Origin of the sequence: Ruegeria spongiae (genome assembly GCF_023502395.1) — a bacterium.
GTDB lineage: Bacteria > Pseudomonadota > Alphaproteobacteria > Rhodobacterales > Rhodobacteraceae > Ruegeria_C > Ruegeria_C spongiae.
This window is the reverse complement of the sequence record NZ_JAMFMB010000013.1, coordinates 18,304-35,718: the sequence shown is the minus strand read 5'-3', so window position 1 is coordinate 35,718 and position 17,415 is coordinate 18,304. Positions and strand designations below refer to the sequence as shown.

Below are 17,415 nucleotides of genomic sequence, written 5' to 3'. Positions count from 1 at the left end.
CGCGCAAAGCGGAAGTTCAGGTGGTGTCTGCTGTTGTGCTGTTCAGATGCTTATTTGTAGGCAACCGCCGAACTGTACTGAGAACCCTCATGCAAGGACCAATAGAGATCATGAACCGAATGCGTTACAGGACCAACTGTTCCCGCACCGACATCGTGGCCATCAACTATTGTCACCGGCATTATGCCTCCGGCAGTGCTGGTCACAAAAATCTCGTCCGCGTCCAGAAGTTCCCTCGGATCGACCGCCCGGATCTCGGGTTTTAGTTGCAGCCGGTCCGCCGTTTCCAGCACCGTCCGACGCGTCATGCCTTCGAAGACATTTCCGTCCGGCGTCGCCAGGCGATTGCCTTTGACAACAAACACATTGAACCCCGCGCCTTCGGTCAGGTTGCCATCGAGGCCGGGATGCACGGCGATGCTGGCACCCTTGTCGTAAGCCTCGAGAATGCCGGTGGTCAGGTCCAGCCAATGGAAGTTCTTTATCCTCAGATCGATGGCCTTGGATGATATCCTTTCATTTGAGGCCACGATCATATGGACCCCCTTGGCTTGCTGCTCGGGGGTTGCGATCCAGACAAAAGGCTGGGCGAAGGCAGTGAAGCGATTTTCGCAATCTTTGGGATTTCGAGAGCCAACGGGCGGCACACCGCGCGTGCAGGTCATCTGAACATATGCATCGCGCAACCCGCTTCGGGCGACACATTCCTGCAAGACGGATTTGACTTCATCCCGGCTTTCCCTGATCTCCATGCACAACCCGCGCATCGACGAAAAAAACCGGTTTACATAGTCGTCCAGCCGGAAAAACCGACCTTTCCAGACATGCGTAACGTCATAGGTCGCATCAGACCGGACGAAACCTCGATCGATCATCGAAATGACGGCCGATTCCAGTGGAACAAATGCGTCGCCGTCATAGGCGATCCCTTTGGTTTCGGGCGTGTCCTCGCGCGTGTGCGGATCATCCGGCAAGGTCATGGGCGCGCCTTCTCTGAGGCGGATTTGCGCATGGCGTCGGTGGCGGTCTCATCGACCTGCAATACACCGGGCTCAGCACCATCTTCGAAGGCCACGCCGTAGTCCTGTGTTGCGCGTGCTTGTGACAACCAGCCGCGATTGACCGTGTCCGCGACCCGCTGCGGATCACGCCGCGACGGAGGGCCATAACCGGCCCCCGCGCACGCCGTGAAATACAGCTTGGAACCGTCGGGAATGATCTCTTCGGCAAAGGCGGGCAGGTCCTCGGTCGATCCGTCTGCATCAATGCGCCGTGTCAGGCTTGCCTTGCCATCGCCGCCGCCCAGCACGCCGCGCGGTGGGAAGGTTGTGCCATCAGCCGCATAAGCGATGGTCATGTCATGCCCGATGGGACGGAACAGACCATACATTGCAGGCGCACCTTCGAATTCGCCCGCGCCCTGGCTGTCCTGCAACACGCCGCGCTCTTCGATGAGGATCGGATACATGCTTTCGTCCACCTCGACACTGTCGAGCTGGATCAGACCGGCATTTGCAGCGCCGCAATAGGTCAGCCAGCCATCATGACCATGGTTGGCCCCGCCAGCGGCATACCCGACAAAAACCTGATTGACGTAGGTTTTACCGCCCTTGAACGGATCAGCCCCCGAGATGACCCCCACCCCTGCAGGCAGGTGCGAACCGCTTTCCGCCTGGCCATAGGGGGCGCCCATCTCTGAGAAGACGGCGTTGCCTGCGATCATCAACCTGTCGTTGACGTTGGTCGTCGCGACCGAGGTGCCAACGGGATAGCTGGGCTCGCCGACAACGCAGCCCTTGCGCAGGCGCACCTTCACCCGGGATTTTGCGCCTTCGTTATGAGGAATTGAGGCGTCGAGATTGTTGAACACACCGATCCGGCACGACCCGGTGGCGGTATTCGCGGAAAGGTTCAGCCCACCCTCGACGCAATCGATATTATCGCGCGCATCTACTATGATTTCGCCCGCCTCAGGGTCGACGTGGACAGCCACATTGACCGGTATACCGTCATCGGCAACACCGGGCACCGGATCGTGTTTGATGCTGTAGGAATAGGTGCCTTTCGGCAGCGCCGAAATCGCCGCTGCCGCGCGCCGGGCCCCATAGTCGAACCAGTCTGCGATAAAATCCAGAACCGTTTGCTCGGAATAGCGTGTGCACAGTTCTTCGATCCGCCGTGCCCCGGTACGGCACGCTCCCAACTGGGCATGCACATCACCTAACCAGAGATCCGGCACCCTGTTGCGCATTGTCCCGATCCGCAGGATGTCGTCGCGCACTTCGCCTTTCCGCACTAGGCGGACGCAGGGGAAATGCATCCCCTCTTCGAAAATGTTCTTGGCAAAGGGCAAATAGGTCGACGGCGCGGGCGCGCCGGTATCCGCATGATGGGACAGTGCGACCGCCCAGAACCGGGGGGTGCCTTCGATAAAAACCGGCATCGCCATGATCAGATCGGCATGATGCGTTCCGCCGGTATAGGGGCAATTGTTGATGAAAATGTCACCGTCTTCGATATCGTCGAAATGATCGGTCAGTGGCCGCGTCGCCATATCCATCGACATCACGTGGATGGGCAGGGCATCCTCGACCGTGACAAGCTCATGTTCAAAGGTGAGGATCGCACAGGAAAAGTCGCGGGCATTTTTGATCACCGCCGACCGGCTTGCCCGCATGACGACCAGGCTCATCTCGCGCACAATCGCTTCGAACCTGCTTTTGAGCACCGCGACCATGAACGGGTCAATCCGGCGTTTGGCATCGGGCGAGGCATCGTATTCTCGGGTCATTCCTGCGTCTCCTTTACCAAGTCAGAACCGACAACAACCTGCAGGTTCCCCTGCGAGTCGATCGCACCGTGATGATCAGATTTGAGGTAAGCGGTGAAGGTCTCGTTCTCGACGAGGCACGGCCCGGAAACCGTTGCACTCTCACCCAAGCCCCGCAGGTCATAGACAGCAAGGTTCTGCTTCCCATCCTGAGGACCCAGATAGACCTGCCGCGCGCCCTTGGGCACGACCGGCCCCGATTGTTGGGCAATGCGCTGACTGTTCAGCAGGTCCTGCCCATCTCGCTTGCCCACCGCGCGGGATTTCCAGGCTACAAATTCCACCGTGTCGTTGTCGGATCGGATCGAATAGATCCGCTCATGCATCTGGTGAAACGCCTCGACCAGATCGGGAAGCATATCTGCGGTCACCTGCCCGCCCGGAGCGTCGAACGGAACCTCGATCTCAAACGACTGGAACTCATAGCGCCCGCGGAAGGAAAACTCGAACGAACGGTTTTCCCCGGCAACACCTGCGCCATCAAAGAAGGACGTTCCGCGCTGGGTCAAAAACCCAAGCGTGGCGGTGACCCCCTTGGCATTGAAAGCGGCATCCGATGTCAGAAACACCGCATTATCCTCGCGGCAGATGTCCGAAATCAATCCGCCAAAGGCCGACAGCCCCGCCATGAAACGAGGGATCATGTAGCTTGTCAGCCCAAGGATATCGACCATTTCCGCAATGTGAATCGCCGTCGCACCACCACCGCACACAAAGAAACTCTCGCGGGGGTTCAGACCTTCGCGGACGGTGATTTCCTCGATTGCTGAAACCATGTTGTGGTTGGCAGTGGTATAGATCGACCAGGCCGCTTCCTGAACGCCAATGCCAAGAGCGCTGGCAATCTGGCTCACCGCCGCAATGGCGGCATCGGTGTCCAACTTCATCTTGCCGCCCAGAAAATAGTCGGGGTCGACAATCCCGAGGACCACGTTTGCATCGGTAACAGTCGGGGCTAACCCGCCCTGGCCGTAGCAGGCCGGGCCCGGCCGGGCTCCGGCGCTCTGAGGTCCGACATGCAATAACCCACCGATATCGACGCTGGCGATGGACCCTCCGCCCGCGCCCACCGAACGCACATCGACCTTGGGGATGCCAAGGCTATCGTCATGGATCATGCTGTCCGGCGTTATGATCAACTGGTGGCCACGCAAGGCGGACACGTCAAAGGTCGTTCCCCCCATATCCCCGACAATGATGTCCGGCTCATCACTAAGGGCCAGTGCCGCCATCGGCGCAAGCGTTGGACCTGACATCACCGAGTAGATCGGCTTTTGCAGCATTTCAGACAACGGCATCATGCCACCGATGCAGTTGGCCAACAGCAACTCGCCATGAAATCCCCCGCTGGTCAGCGCCGTTTCCAGCCGTTTGATATAGGTCTGAACGATCGGCCGGATCGATGCGTCGATGGCGGCAGCGATGACGCGCTTGTATTCGCGCGGCATCGGGTTGATCTCATGACTCAGTGTGACGGGAATTCCCGGCAATTCTTCAGCAAGGATTTCGGCCACACGCAACTCATGGCTGGGATTGACAACCGACCACAGCAGACCAACGGCAAGGGCTTCTACACCGGATACCTTGAAGTGGTGCGCCGCGGCACGAACGCCCGCCTCATCCAGAGGTGTTATGACTTTGCCACGTGCATCTATGCGCCCCACAACCGTCTGAGTGAGGTTGCGCGGGACGTAAGGCTCGGGATAGTCGAGCTTCCATTCGAATGCGCCTTTGCGCGGCCCTTCGCGCAAGACCAGCATGTCTTGATGCCCGTCATTCAGAAGCAACCCGACTCTAACGGTCTTTTTCTCTACCAGCGCATTGGTGGAAACGGTCGAACCATGCACTATCAATGCGATCTGCTCGATAAAGGCGCGGGGTTGCAGGCCGAAACCTTCGGCGGCGACATTCAGGACATCGATGAAGCCCTTTTCGAATTCTCCGGGCGTTGTGGGGGCCTTGAAGATCGAGATATCGCCATTCTGATCGGCAACCAGGCAATCGGTAAAGGTGCCCCCGATATCTATGCAAACGTCATACGTCACTCTTTTTCTCCAAAGCTCTGTCCAACTTCACCGCTTCCGTAACCGGTCGAGGAAAACACCCGTGATGACGACAACACCCAGAACGATCATCTGGAAATAGCCCTCGACCCGCACCATGTTCATCCCGTTGGAGAGCATGGTGATGAAGATGCCCCCAATCACGCAGTGCAGCACACGCCCCTCACCGCCGCGCAGGGACACACCGCCAATCACTGCCGCGGCGATGGATTGCAGCATCAATCCGCCCCCCATCAGCGGTTCACCCGATCCGGTACGCGCGGTCAGCATCAATGCGGCAATCGCGGTGATGAGCGAGCAGGTCACAAAGGCACCGACAAGTACGCGCTTGGCCGGTATCCCGGCGGTGACCGATGCCCTTGGATTTGACCCCACCAGATAGAGCATCCGTCCAAAAACGGTTCGGTTCAGCACAAAGGCCGCCACCACACAGACCAGGATCGCCGTTGCGACAGGCAGGGGTATACCGAAAATCCTGTTGTGCAGAAAAGCCCGCGCCAGAACATCCGGCACGTCAAATACCGGAAACCCGCCCGAGATGGTCGAGGCAATGCCTTGGCAAATGCCCAACATGCCCAAGGTGGCAACGAAAGGATGCACTTCCAGAACCGCGATATTGAGACCATTGATCAGCCCAGCGGCAACCCCGATAGCTAGCCCTGCCCCAAGACCAACCGCAACGGCCAGAAACGGCGCCTCCGGCATTGTTGAGGCCAGATGCGCCATGACCAGCGCACTTGCGACGCTGACCATCGAGATCAGTTGACCAACGGAAAGATCAAATCCGCGTACGATCAGCGAGAACATCTGTCCGACGGCCAGAACGATCAGAAAACTCGATTGAACCAGAATGTTGCCCAAGTTCTGCCCCGTAAAAAATCGAGGCTCCAGCACTCCGAAAACCACCGACAACCCCAGAATGATCAGCGGCATGATGCAGGCGCCGACGGTGCGCGCCAGTGTCTCGCGGTTGAACCGCTGCGACAGCTGGGTATTGAGGATCAATTCGCGCATCATGCCGCCCGCCGCCCGCGAATTCGTTGCCGCCAGGCATCGACTGCGACAGCAAGGATCAGGACAATCCCGATAACGATGGTTTGTATTTTGCTGTCGACGCGCATCAGGTTCATCGCATTGGTGACGAGCACCAGGATCAGCGCCCCAAGAACGACATTCTCAACGCGACCAACCCCGCCGCGCAGTGACACGCCTCCGATCACTGATGCGGCAATGCTTTCGAGCATCAGAGTGCTGCCAAGGGTCGCCTCACCCGAGCCAATGCGCGCCGTCAGCAACAGGCCGGTCAGGCCGGCGAGCATACCGCAGATGGCGTAACAGGAAATCAGAACCGCCGAAGCCGAGACGCCTGAATTTCGGGCTGCCGCCGGATCGCCCCCGATCGCGTAGACATAGAGCCCGAAGACCGTCTTATTCATCATCAGCCAGAGCACTGCTGCCGCAGCAGCGGCCGTGTAGACGATGATGGGCAGATCCGCAAAACGGTAACGCCCGAAAATGCGCGTAAACTCTTCGGGAAGCCCATAAACCGGGGCCCCGGCCGAAATGTACAACGCCACCCCGGCTGCGATGGACATCGTCCCAAGGGTCACCATGAAGGGAGAAACCTTCAGGTAGGTCACACAGAGGCCGTTGAGCAGCCCAACGACCAAGCCTGCACCAATCCCTGCAGCGAATCCAAACGCGATGATAGTCCAGACGCTCATCGCCCCGTCGGCGCCCAAACCCGCCATCGTCAACGCACTGACCACGCTTGACAATGCCACAACGGCACCAACCGAGAGGTCAAAGCCGCCAACAATCAACACCAGCATTTGACCGCAGGCGATCAGAACCAGAAAACCGGTGCCGCGCAACACATTGATAAGGTTCGCCTGACGCAGAAACCTCGGCTCAACCAAGCTTAGCAGGATCAATGCAAACAACACCAGAAGTGGAAGAAGCCCGACCCGGCCAAGCGCGTTCAGCGCCTTGTGCCAGATGCCGTTCGACGTCATGCGGGCACCTGTGCGTCAGGCTTCATGCGGGTATGGTCATCAAAGATGGCATTCAACACGTTATTCTCGGTCACCTCATCGCCAAGCAATTCGCCCACGATTTCACCAAGGCGCATGACATAAGTCCGATTGCACAGATTGGTTATTTCCGGCAATTCGGACGAAATCAAAAGCACCGCCGCCCCATTTTCCACCAACTCGTTGATAATATGGTAGATTTGAGCCTTCGCACCGACATCGACGCCAACGGTGGGCTCATCAAACAGAAACACCTCGACATCGCGCAGAATGCCGCGCGCAAGCATGACTTTTTGCCGATTGCCACCTGACAGGGCTTCGACCCGACGCTCGATATCAAGAGGGCGCAACGAAAACCTGTCCGCCACCTTATTGGCAGCATCGCGTTCGTTCTTTCTGCGCATTAATCCACGCAGATTGAACTTTTCGGTGTCCAAGGCGGCAATCGTTGCGTTTTCGCGGATCGGCCGATCCATGGCCAGGCCCTCGCCCACCCGATCAGACGGAAGATAGCAGATACCATTGCGCAGCATTTTGCGCGGGGACGGGTTTCGGATCTCGGTTTTTGCAGCAAGAAAAATCGCGCCCGTTGCGATGCTTTCCAACCCAAAGATCAGGCGTGCAATTTCAGATTTTCCACTGCCGACAAGCCCGGCGATGCCCACGATTTCTCCGTGCCGCATTGTCAGAGAGACATTTTTGACTCCCCCGCAAGAGGATGTCAGCTTTTCAACCCGCATAGCTTCTTTGCCAGGTTTCTGCACAACCTTCGGAAACAGCGTGTCAACCTTCCGACCGGTCATCATTTCGATCATGTCTGCGTCGCTGGTATCGGCGCAGGTGACGGTCCCGATTTTCCGCCCATCGCGCAGCACAGTGACACGATCACCAATTTTCCGGATCTCGGCCATGCGATGGGACACATAAATGATGCCACAGCCATCAGTTTTTAGGCGCTCGACCAACTCAAATAGTTTCTCGGCCTCGGAGTCCGTAAGCGAGGCGGTCGGTTCGTCCAGAATAAGCACCTGAACGTCCTGCAAAAGCGCCTTCGCGATCTCCACCATTTGCTGGCGCGCACGTGAAAGCTCGCCGACTTTGATCTCTGTATTGATCTCGAACCCAAGCTCTGAAAGCACTTCTTCGGCTCTGACCTTCATTGCCGCGTTGTCCAAAACCCCCAAACGGCGAATTTCCCGCCCGAGGAACATGTTCTGCATAACGGTCAGCTCAGGTGCCAGCGAGAACTCCTGAAACACCGGGCTGATGCCTGACAGGCGCGCTTTGTGGGGGGTCAGACCCTTTGCGGCAACACCATTGATCAAGTAGCTTCCCGCGTTTGGCGGGAAGCTGCCGGCCAGAATATTGATGAGCGTGGACTTTCCAGCTCCGTTTTCGCCCAAAAGGACATGGGTTTCGCCCTTTTTAAGGTCGAAATCAATGTCTTTGAGAGCAATTACACCGGGGAACTTCTTTGTTACGGCGCGCAGTTCGATGAGTGGCGATTTCTGGTCGGTCATATGAGCGTCCTGGTCAGGCTCCGCCCGAGGCTGCGTCGGGTCCTGGGATAGTCGAACAATGCCGGTATCCTGGAACCGACGAGCCCGGGGAGGACCCGCGTCAATCGACCTTGAAGGTCGGCTGGAAACCGGGGACCGCAAAGGCGCGGGTCAAATCGATATCGCCCACATTCTCGGCGGTGACCGCAAGTGGCACGGGATGAACTTCCTTGGCATGCTCCCGCCCTTCCAGAGCGCGGATCGCCAGATCAACACCGATGCGGCCAATGGCGACAGGGTATTGCGTGACTGTACCCGAGATGGTGCCGTTCTTCACCCCGTCGATCATGCCCTGATTGCTGTACCAGGACACGATCTGGGTATCGTCGGCAAGCCCGGCCTCATCGACGGCGGTGACCGCCACCTCGGCCATGACAGCAACGCCATAAAGCAGGTCGACATCATCATGGGCCTGCAACGCGTCTTCAACCAGTCTGAGCTGCACGCTCTTTCCGGTGTCGCCGTATTTATCCTCGAGAATTTCGATTTCGGACCCTTCGACCGCGCGCCGGAACCCGGCCGCGCTGCTTTCGGCCCACCCTGCACCTTGCGGTCCGGGGAATTGCACGACACGCGCCGGATCTTCGCCGAACATCTCGCGAACCAGTTGCCCGCCGGTGAATCCCATCAGCTCTTGATCGGTAAAGATCTTGCTGGTGACTTTGGCTTCAAAAATCGGGTTGCCGACACCAACGATAACAGTGCCATTGTTTGTGGCTTCTTCGATCTGATTGGCAAGCCCGGCCTCAGAGATCACCGAGACCAGAATGGCGTCTGCTCCAAGGGCGACGCAATCGTCAAACTGCGAAATCTGCTGATTGAGGTTGGTATAGCCACCCGCTTCGAAAATTGTCAGCTCGGCGCCTTGGCGCTGTGCCTCGGAGACTTGGCCGTAATTCACGGCAATCCACCAGCTGTCTTTGATGTGGGGATAGACGGCGCAAAGCTTCCACTTTTTCGTCGGTGTCTCTGTAGGCTCATATTCGATCGGAACCGCCTCGCCGCTTGTCCAATCTTCCGCAGTAAATGGCCACCATGGCGCATCTTGCGCGGACACGCTGCCAGCCGCACATGCTGTGGCAACACAACCGGCCAGAATTTTGATGCTATGCTTCATAATATCTCCTCCCAGTTGCCACCTCCACCCCAGTGTGAAGTAGAGATCGCTGGGTTTCACTATTATATTACATTTTATAACTTGTGAAACAAAAAATTGAACTGGCACTCAGCTGCTTGATGACCGACACCTAGATGTTCAATCCAGGCATCTGGTGGATCGGCTATAGAATGAAACGGTCCGGCTGCCCCAATTCAGTCCTTCGTAGATTGCATGGTACCCGCCGTGGTGGCGCAATCCACATTATCCTGGGTTTGGACTTCCCGCGTCGGTCTGAACTTCATAGAGTGGTGGTGCCCGCCTGCGTCGCCGGGAAGTCGGCACTTCCGGTCCCGGATGCTACGGTCCCGCCTTTAGGACAAAAAAAGATGGCATCAGAGACCACTTCAAACTCCTCACCCGCTAAAGATGAAAGCGCCCAGGCGGCAAGCCCCAAGAAACTGGGGCTTTTTGCAATGACACTATTGGTTGTAAGCGCGATGTTTGGTGGTGGTGTGTTTAACATACCGCAAAACATGGCTCAATCTGCCGCGCTTGGAGCGATCCTGGTCGCTTGGCTGATCTCGGGGCTGGGCATCTTCTTTCTGGCGCGCAGTTTTCAGGTGCTTGCCGACATCCGACCCGAATTAACGTCGGGAATCTACATGTATGCGCGGGCCGGTTTCGGTAAGCTGGCCGGATTTCTCATAGCTTGGGGGTATTGGCTTTCGGTCGCGTTTGGCAATGTCGGCTATGCCGTGCTGCTGATGGATGCGCTGAACTATTTCTTCCCACCCTATTTTGCGGGTGGAAACACGTGGCAGGCGACGCTGGCCTCTTCTGCAATCATCTGGGGGCTGTGTTTTCTGGTGATGCGGGGCGTCAAGGGAGCGTCGGTCCTGAACAATATCGGAACCGTGGCCAAGTTTGTTCCGGTCACTCTGTTCCTGCTTGTGGTGCTCTATTTTTCGTTCAGCCGAGATCTTTTCACCTCTGATTTTTGGGGCAATGTCTCAGATCAGGCGAGACAGGACAAACCACTCGGCGGCGTGATCGATCAGATCAAGGGAACCATGCTGGTCACGCTTTGGATGTATATTGGTATCGAAAGTGCAGTTGTCATGTCCGACCGCGCTGATGCGGCTACGGTGAGCCGGGCCACACTGCTGGGGTATTTCCTGGTGACGGTGTTGTTTGTGCTGGTCTCGATCCTGCCCTTTGGGGTGATGTCACAGGGGGAACTGGCGGCAATGGCACCGCCCTCCACGGCGGCAATCCTGGCCTCGTTGGTGGGGGCGTGGGGCGAAGTGATGATCAATATCGGTGTCATTATCGCCTTGCTCAGTTCCTGGCTGGTCTGGACATTGCTTGTTGCGCAATTGCCGTGGGCCTGCGCAAGGGACGGAACATTCCCCAAGATTTTTGCCAAGACGAACAAAGCGGGCATTGCCTCTTTCTCGCTGGTGATCTCGACCGCCATCATGCAGGCAGCGGTTGTTCTGGTTTATTTCTCCAATGACGCCTGGAACCTGATGCTGTCGATCACCGGTGTTGTGATCTTGCCCGCCTATATCGGATCGGCGGCTTTTCTGTGGAAGGTGATCTGGTCCGGTGACTATCCCGCAGATGCCAAAATCGGCAAGATCTCCGCCTTGAGCATCAGTCTGATCGCAACGGGGTTCGGGCTTTGGCTGGTCTATGCGGCGGGTGTGCAGTTCATGCTGGCTGGCGCGGTAATCTATGCCATTGGGCTGCCGGTGTTCTACTGGGCACGCAGATCTAGCGCAGGCAGTGAGCGCGCGTTCACCGGGGTCGAGGCACTGACGGCGATCGCCCTTTTCCTGCTTGCGGCAGCCGCCGTCTGGATGTTGATCACCGGGCAATTGCCGCAGGTCTATTCCAGTTGATGGCCAGACCTGCTTAGGGCTTTCAGGATGATCTTCGCGGCCCGACAGTGGCGATCTTCTGGTTCACCAGAATATTGGTGCTGTCCAGCCCTGGTGTCTGCCCGTGCAAATCAAAAGTGATATCGACCTCGGGCCGGAACAGCAGGCAATGGGTGGACCCACCGAAATGGAACATGCCGATCTCGTCACCTTTGGTGACATGTTGGCCCTCAAAAACGGTAACATCGCAGGTCGAGACTTCGGCCATGCCGATCGCCACAAAGCACATCAGCCCGATATCGGGATTGCCGGCCTCGATGAAAATCAGCGCGCGTGTCGCAACTTCGGCGATATACCCTTGCGAGGCATTGGGGCCTGACGGATCCAGACCTTCTGCCATGATCTCGGAATAATAAGTGCCCTCGATCACCCGCGTCTTGACGACCCGCCCCGAGACAGGCGCATGCCAGCGGTGATAGCTGAAGGCGCTCAAAAACGCCTGATAGACGGTCCCGCCATCGAACTGATCCGTGTAAGGATCATTGTCGAGCATGAATTGCAGCGCATAAGGCTGCGCCTTGATCCAGAACTGGTCACGCAGTTTCACGCCCTGCGCCACGCGGTAGGGCGCCGACTCACAGGCACTCACAACGATGGCGTCGTTGTCTGGGTCGGCAATGGGTCTTATGCCCTCCCTGAACCGGCGGGTAAAAAAATCATCCCAGGATTTGAACCCGTAATGAGGCAGCGAGGGATCGCAGATGAAGTCCTCGGCGAAGGTCGGCATCGCTTTCCTGGCATCCGCGCCGAACCATCCCGACCTGGGATCATCGCTTAGTACCGACGTGCTTTCGGGCGATTGCAGGAACACGGCCCATTCGTTCAGCATCGCCCGCAGATAGGCATCGACCTTGTCGTCCAAAAACCCGGCCCAGCCGCCGACATTTGCCATCGACCAATCAAGGATCGCATTGAACGGAAAGCCCACAAGCCCGCTTTCATTGAACTCTGGTGCATGGGTCATGATCGTGTTGAAAAGGCGCAACATATGCTCATAGTCGCGCACTTGTGGCCTGCCGGTTGGCGATGTCTTGCGGCTTTCAGGCACATCCTGAAACATCTGCGTAAAGAACATATAGGCTTTCGCGTCCGTTTCGATCAGTGTCTTGAGGTTCTGCACGGCCGGAAGCAACGGGCTGGTATCGGTTTCGGCCTTGGCGGCAATCTTTGCCGTCCAGGAATCCAGTACATCTTGATCCGACGGCAACCACTTGCCGACCTTATAGTGCACATTCACCGAGGTTTCGCGCGAAGACATCAGGTACTCCTTTGTGGCTTGTTTGGGCGGGTCGTTGTCATAAGGCTAGCATAGCGTCGTGGCACTGTCGCAGATTTTGCGCGGCCCAAAACCGACATCCAACTTCGTTAGTCGATGCGGCTCCACGGTCCGTTGGTGCTGCCCTTCACCACTTGCGCGCAGGCGAGCGTGTTTATGCCTTTTGATCGCTGGATATCAGAACGGCCATGAACACGTTGGCAACTGCCGAGAGATTCATCTGCACCGGTGTTCTCGTAAGAGGTTTGCGATTGTTCTGACAGATGCTGGGCTAGAATTGGACAGCGACCGGGGGCGGGCCGGTCCAGATTTCGATTGGCTCGATCCGACCGCGAAGTGTGTGTTGGCCGGCGGGGCGCAACCCCATTTTCTCAGCTCGATCAAGCGTTTCCGGATTTGAGTTCAGTAACGCGCTGGACAAGGCAATAGCTGCGCTTTGAGATTTGGCGAAATCCTGCAGGCGACTGGCTGTATTCACCACATCACCGCTCACCGCGAGTTGTTTGTGACGCTTGCCACCGATGACGCTGGTCTGGACCGGGCCAGCATGTCCACCGACCCTTAGTCCCAGACCGGGCCAGTCCGAACTTGTGCCAACCGTCGCATACAGCGCCTCTATAAAGCGCAGTGCGCGAATTGTGTCGTCCGGGCCGGGCTCTGGCAGGCCGAAGACAACCATGGCACCATCTCCGGCAAAATGTGCGATGATCCCGTTCAAGGGTTCCAGTGACTGTTCGACAAGCCCGTGAAAAAGCCGCAAAAAATCGGCCGTGCCCGCAGGGCCGAGCCTCTCGGAATGTGCCGTGAAATTTGCGACATCGACAAACAAGACAACCGCAGGCCTTGCTAAGGCATCGAAATGTGGATCGGTCGCATCTGCCAACCGCTCGACGAGCAGTGGTGACTGATAGAGCGCAAGATTTGCCGCGCGTCGACGATGCTGCACAAGCCGCAACCCGGCACCGGCACTGGCGCCAAGCAGCAGCGAAAAGATCGCCGTGACCCCGTCCAGCCACCAGCCCGCGACAAACGTGGCTTGCAACACAATCGCCAATGCGATGGACACTGTGGCGGTTGCAAGAGCCCCAAGCCAGGGTCGGTCTACTTTGGCCGCGAAGAACCCGAAGGTGGATGCCGTCAGCGCCAATGCGACATCCCATACCCAAGTAAATGCGCCGCGACGCAGAAAACGCTGTTCGATTACGTTTGCAGCCAATGTAGCATGCAACTCAACTCCGGGAAACGTGGCATCGTAAGAGGTCGCATGCCGGTCTCCGAACCCGGTCGCGGTAGCTCCGACAAATAGGACCTTGCCCTGTAGGTCCGCATCGCCGAGTTCTGCGAAGGAATAGGTCGGGATCGTGCCTGCGGGCCCGTAAAAGTTCAGGGGAATAGCCCCCTGCCCGTCCAAAGCGATCCCTGTTTCCCCGACTGAAAGACGCCCGCTTGTTTGCGATAACCTCAACTGCAAGTCCAGCTTAGCGTCCGACGCCTTCATGGCCGCAAGGGCGAGCGAAGGATACCAGGCGTTTCCATCTTCGGTTGCCAGATATTGCGCCGCGCCAAGTCGACGTGCAGCGCCATCGGAATCATGGCGGAGGTTCACATGACCAAGCGTCGCCACACCGCGCAGGGCTTCAGCCGGTCCCAACGCGGGCAGCGGGTTGTCCATTTCAGGGGCAATCACGACCGCAAAACCGCCACCCTTGAGGTCTTGCAGCGCAGCCTCAGCAGGAGCTTCTGCCACCCCGAGAACTGCGTTGATCCCGGCCAATGCCTTGGCCAGGTCTTTGTCACCCGCACGCGAACCAATCAGCAGAAAATCCAAAGCAACCGCTGTGACGCCAGCGTCCGTTGCCACAGAAAGCACCTCTGCCAGCGCCGATCGAGGTGGCGGAAAAGTCTCGAGCTGTGACATCGCGGCATCGTCAAAGGCAATGATTGCGACACCCTCCGGGGGGGCCAAAGGGCCACGCCAAAGGAACCTGGCGTCAAGCAGTCGACCTTCGACGCCCTGCCAAAAGGTACTGCGGTCTCCGGGATGCCAGATCGCGATCAACAGGCTCAACAGCATCACGATCACCCCGGTGATGCGTCGCTCGCGCCGAAACCCGCCGCCTGCTACCATTCCGCCCCGAGAAGGTCGTCGAATTCCTCGATACGCGCGCGTCCCCAATTCGTGACCGACCCAATCTCGCCTGACGAGGACACATCAATACCTTCGCCCGGACCAAGTTTTACATCGGCGTCATCTCCTGCGACAAACACGGTGCCTTCACGTGTGAAAACAGCGCTCGCGCGGTTCTCGACCCGCATCGCCCATTCGGTAGAGCGGACCGCGGCGACGGCAGACGGTGTTCTGACCTGGACACCGTTCCCGTCTTCCGAGGAAAAAAGGAACCCGGCGATACCGTCGATCAGGCGAAGTCCGAATGGGCGCGTATCCCCATCCAGCAGACCAAGCACGTCGATCTCGCTTTCGGGTCCCACGACCACTTCGAGACCACCAGAGCAGGCCATGGTAACCCGCGCCTCAGCTTCCGTGCGCAGCTTTGCATTCAACCCCAGACCCAAACCAATCACTGCGGATCGGGCCTCTACGCCTCGGGCAGAAACAACAGCCTGCCCTTCCACGCGTTTGACAACACAGGTTCCTTGCGTCTGGGCATCGGCAGGACAGGCCAAACCGATCCAAGAACAGGCAAGAAGGGCAGCAAGCAGGTTCTTATGAATCATTGCGGCCTCGCGGTAGAAGGTATGCCCCAAGAGTGAAGACTATGACGCGAGAGGTCAACCAATGGCGGCCTCAGGGGTTTGTTGCATCGTTGAAGCCGCTCATTTCGATCACTCTCAGCGCTCATCGCGGGCATGGGGGTGAAACTGTAACCTCAAGATTTTGGAGGTATCTGCGCTTGTTTCTGGATAAGCGAGAAAGACTGCAGCAGATCCGTCAGCTTTCTGGCACTCCGGCTTTTCGCATCGCTTCGAGATAGTGGTTGAGGTCCTCTTCATGCTCGAATGGCTCCAACTGCCTGACACGCGCAACCGAGAGGTCCGGTTTGACTTTCAAGACGCGTTCCATGGCCGCGCGCGCCTGGGTGTCATTTCCAAGCATGGCGTGGCTGAGCGCCAGAAGCTCATAGGTTCCTGTGGTCTTGGGATTGCGCTCATTGAGCAGGTCGATTGAATTCTGATAGTTACCAGCAACAAAATGGGCCAGCGCGATGTCCCATAGGTACCATCCCGGATGAAACGGGTTCAGCTCGACTGCCGTCTCCATATAGCCCAACGCCTCATCAGTACGTCCCCGATAGCTGAGCGCCCAACCGAGATAAACCAGGAAATCAGCGCCGTTCGGATTGAGTTCGACCGCACGTTTATATGCCTCGGTCGATAGCTCGTGCTCACGTTGAAAAAGATGGAACGCACCCATAGCCCAATGCGCATAGGGCTCGTTCTGATCGGCAGAGAGCGCCTTGTTGGCGAGCCGGGACGCATCTTGCAGATCCGCGTCCGGGTTTTCTGAACGGCCCTCCCAGACGTCGGTTATAAAGGTCCAGGTCGCCATGGCATAAGCCTTGGCAAAGCCCGGGTCGATCTCGGTCGCACGCAGAAAGGCATCGCGGGCCAGCAGATTGTCCTCGGTCGTGAACTTTTCCCAATGAACCATGCCCTTGAGGAACATGTCATAGGCCTGCAGGTCGCGTGTCGGAAGCCGTGCGACGCGGGCAAGTTCGGCCCTGCGCAACCGACCGTTGGCGGTCTCGACCGGTCCGATCACGCCAACAACATGGGTTGCAAGATCGCTCCGTATGCCCAGTAAATCGGTTGCGTCGGGTGAAAACCGTTCGGCCCAGATTATGCGGTTGGTTTCAGTCTCGAGCAGCTGCATGTTGACCCGCGCCATATGGTCATCCCACGAGATTTCCCCAAAGAGCACATATCTGACCCGTAACGCCTCGCCAATCTGCTGGGGGCTGGCATTCTCGAATTCCGACCGGAAGCTGCTATTGGCTGCGATGACGGCCAGACCGCTGAATTGCGCCAGGTCTGTCACGATGTCACGGGCCAAGGCATCAACAAAGTGGCTCTGTTCTTCGGTTCCATCTCGCAATTCCAATGGAAGCACCGCAACAGAGGGAAGCGCTCTGGCCAAAGGGCCGTTTGCACGCAATCTGGCGGTGGCGACCACAGCGACCGCGATAGCGAGCACCACCGCCACGGCAGCAAGAAAAAGCACCCGTCTGCGCACCGGCTGAGCGACGTGCCCCATCCGTTCGGCGGTTTCCATCTTTCGCAGCAATTCGATCTTCGAGGAAACCCCGGCTTTGCGATAGATGGTGTTGATATGAGTGCGGGCGGTGGATGGTGCGATCCCGAGATCGAGCGCGATTTCCTTGTAACTTTGTCCGGAGGCATAGGCCTTGGCAATCTGACGTTCGCGCAATGTCAGCTCGGCCATCGGATCGGCAACCTGTAACATCTTTTATCCACAATAGGACTAACAATAAGTGCCTATTCTAGCAGAAATACGTCGCGTGCAGTAGCCAAAATACGCTGTTTGCAGGATCGCAAGCCGCCCGAACTTCCTGGAAAATCGAAAGATAATTCG

12 protein-coding genes are annotated in these 17,415 nt (G+C 57.7%); 1 reads left to right on the top strand and 11 read right to left on the bottom strand.

The annotated features are described in order from the left end of the window. Window positions 1-50: 50 nt before the first annotated feature. The 7 genes from M3P21_RS11565 to torT all read right to left on the bottom strand — a co-directional run bounded on the left by M3P21_RS11565 (window position 51) and on the right by torT (window position 9,602). On the bottom strand, window positions 51-980 hold the full coding sequence (locus M3P21_RS11565) for an aminotransferase class IV (RefSeq protein ID WP_249710148.1): 930 nt from the start codon (window positions 978-980) through the stop codon (window positions 51-53). Further along, window positions 977-2,791, bottom strand: a complete 1,815-nt coding sequence (locus tag M3P21_RS11560) for a hydantoinase B/oxoprolinase family protein (protein ID WP_249710147.1) — start codon at window positions 2,789-2,791, stop codon at window positions 977-979. Before M3P21_RS11560 ends, M3P21_RS11565 begins: the two co-directional genes overlap by 4 nt. Then, window positions 2,788-4,875, bottom strand: coding sequence for a hydantoinase/oxoprolinase family protein (locus tag M3P21_RS11555; RefSeq protein ID WP_249710146.1), 2,088 nt, complete (start codon window positions 4,873-4,875; stop codon window positions 2,788-2,790). The genes M3P21_RS11560 and M3P21_RS11555 overlap by 4 nt, the downstream gene beginning before the upstream one ends. Window positions 4,876-4,902: 27 nt before the next feature. Then, the gene (locus M3P21_RS11550; protein ID WP_249710143.1) at window positions 4,903-5,910 is read right to left on the bottom strand and encodes an ABC transporter permease; all 1,008 of its coding nucleotides are present in this window, start codon (window positions 5,908-5,910) and stop codon (window positions 4,903-4,905) included. Continuing rightward, window positions 5,907-6,839 carry an ABC transporter permease gene (locus M3P21_RS11545; RefSeq protein ID WP_249710141.1) on the bottom strand — a complete coding sequence of 311 codons (933 nt, stop codon included), beginning with the start codon at window positions 6,837-6,839 and terminating at the stop codon, window positions 5,907-5,909. The genes M3P21_RS11550 and M3P21_RS11545 overlap by 4 nt, the downstream gene beginning before the upstream one ends. 65 nt (window positions 6,840-6,904) lie before the next feature. Continuing rightward, on the bottom strand, window positions 6,905-8,446 hold the full coding sequence (locus tag M3P21_RS11540) for a sugar ABC transporter ATP-binding protein (RefSeq protein ID WP_249710140.1): 1,542 nt from the start codon (window positions 8,444-8,446) through the stop codon (window positions 6,905-6,907). 100 nt (window positions 8,447-8,546) lie between these two features. Then, on the bottom strand, window positions 8,547-9,602 hold the full coding sequence (torT, locus tag M3P21_RS11535) for a TMAO reductase system periplasmic protein TorT (RefSeq protein WP_249710138.1): 1,056 nt from the start codon (window positions 9,600-9,602) through the stop codon (window positions 8,547-8,549). Between the two features lie 134 nt (window positions 9,603-9,736). On the opposite strand from torT, the gene M3P21_RS11530 reads away from it, so the two are divergent. Next, window positions 9,737-11,488, top strand: a complete 1,752-nt coding sequence (locus M3P21_RS11530; protein ID WP_308445949.1) for a basic amino acid/polyamine antiporter — start codon at window positions 9,737-9,739, stop codon at window positions 11,486-11,488. A gap of 22 nt (window positions 11,489-11,510) precedes the next feature. On the opposite strand, the gene M3P21_RS11525 is transcribed toward M3P21_RS11530, so the two are convergent. The 4 genes from M3P21_RS11525 to M3P21_RS11510 form a co-directional block, all read right to left on the bottom strand. After that, window positions 11,511-12,785: a phosphatidylserine decarboxylase family protein gene (locus M3P21_RS11525; RefSeq protein ID WP_249710136.1), complete on the bottom strand. Its 1,275-nt coding sequence runs from the start codon at window positions 12,783-12,785 to the stop codon at window positions 11,511-11,513. Window positions 12,786-13,074: 289 nt separating this feature from the next. Further along, complete coding sequence (locus M3P21_RS11520; RefSeq protein WP_249710135.1) at window positions 13,075-14,931, bottom strand: CHASE2 domain-containing protein; 1,857 nt, start codon at window positions 14,929-14,931, stop codon at window positions 13,075-13,077. Continuing rightward, window positions 14,925-15,386, bottom strand: a complete 462-nt coding sequence (locus M3P21_RS11515; RefSeq protein ID WP_249710134.1) for a FecR domain-containing protein — start codon at window positions 15,384-15,386, stop codon at window positions 14,925-14,927. Before M3P21_RS11515 ends, M3P21_RS11520 begins: the two co-directional genes overlap by 7 nt. Before the next feature lie 367 nt (window positions 15,387-15,753). Next, entirely contained in the window at window positions 15,754-17,286 is a 1,533-nt protein-coding gene (locus tag M3P21_RS11510) for a tetratricopeptide repeat protein (protein ID WP_249710133.1), read from the bottom strand. Window positions 17,287-17,415: the final 129 nt, after the last annotated feature.

Bases quoted from the DNA above. Each gene is read 5' to 3' on its own strand.
- M3P21_RS11565 (WP_249710148.1), bottom strand. From the start codon at position 980: ATGACCTTGCCGGATGATCCGCACACGCGCGAGGACACGCCCGAAACC.
- M3P21_RS11560 (WP_249710147.1), bottom strand. From the start codon at position 2,791: ATGACCCGAGAATACGATGCCTCGCCCGATGCCAAACGCCGGATTGAC.
- M3P21_RS11550 (WP_249710143.1), bottom strand. From the start codon at position 5,910: ATGATGCGCGAATTGATCCTCAATACCCAGCTGTCGCAGCGGTTCAAC.
- M3P21_RS11540 (WP_249710140.1), bottom strand. From the start codon at position 8,446: ATGACCGACCAGAAATCGCCACTCATCGAACTGCGCGCCGTAACAAAG.
- torT (WP_249710138.1), bottom strand. From the start codon at position 9,602: ATGAAGCATAGCATCAAAATTCTGGCCGGTTGTGTTGCCACAGCATGT.
- M3P21_RS11530 (WP_308445949.1), top strand. From the start codon at position 9,737: ATGTTCAATCCAGGCATCTGGTGGATCGGCTATAGAATGAAACGGTCC.
- M3P21_RS11525 (WP_249710136.1), bottom strand. From the start codon at position 12,785: ATGTCTTCGCGCGAAACCTCGGTGAATGTGCACTATAAGGTCGGCAAG.
- M3P21_RS11520 (WP_249710135.1), bottom strand. From the start codon at position 14,931: ATGGTAGCAGGCGGCGGGTTTCGGCGCGAGCGACGCATCACCGGGGTG.
- M3P21_RS11510 (WP_249710133.1), bottom strand. From the start codon at position 17,286: ATGTTACAGGTTGCCGATCCGATGGCCGAGCTGACATTGCGCGAACGT.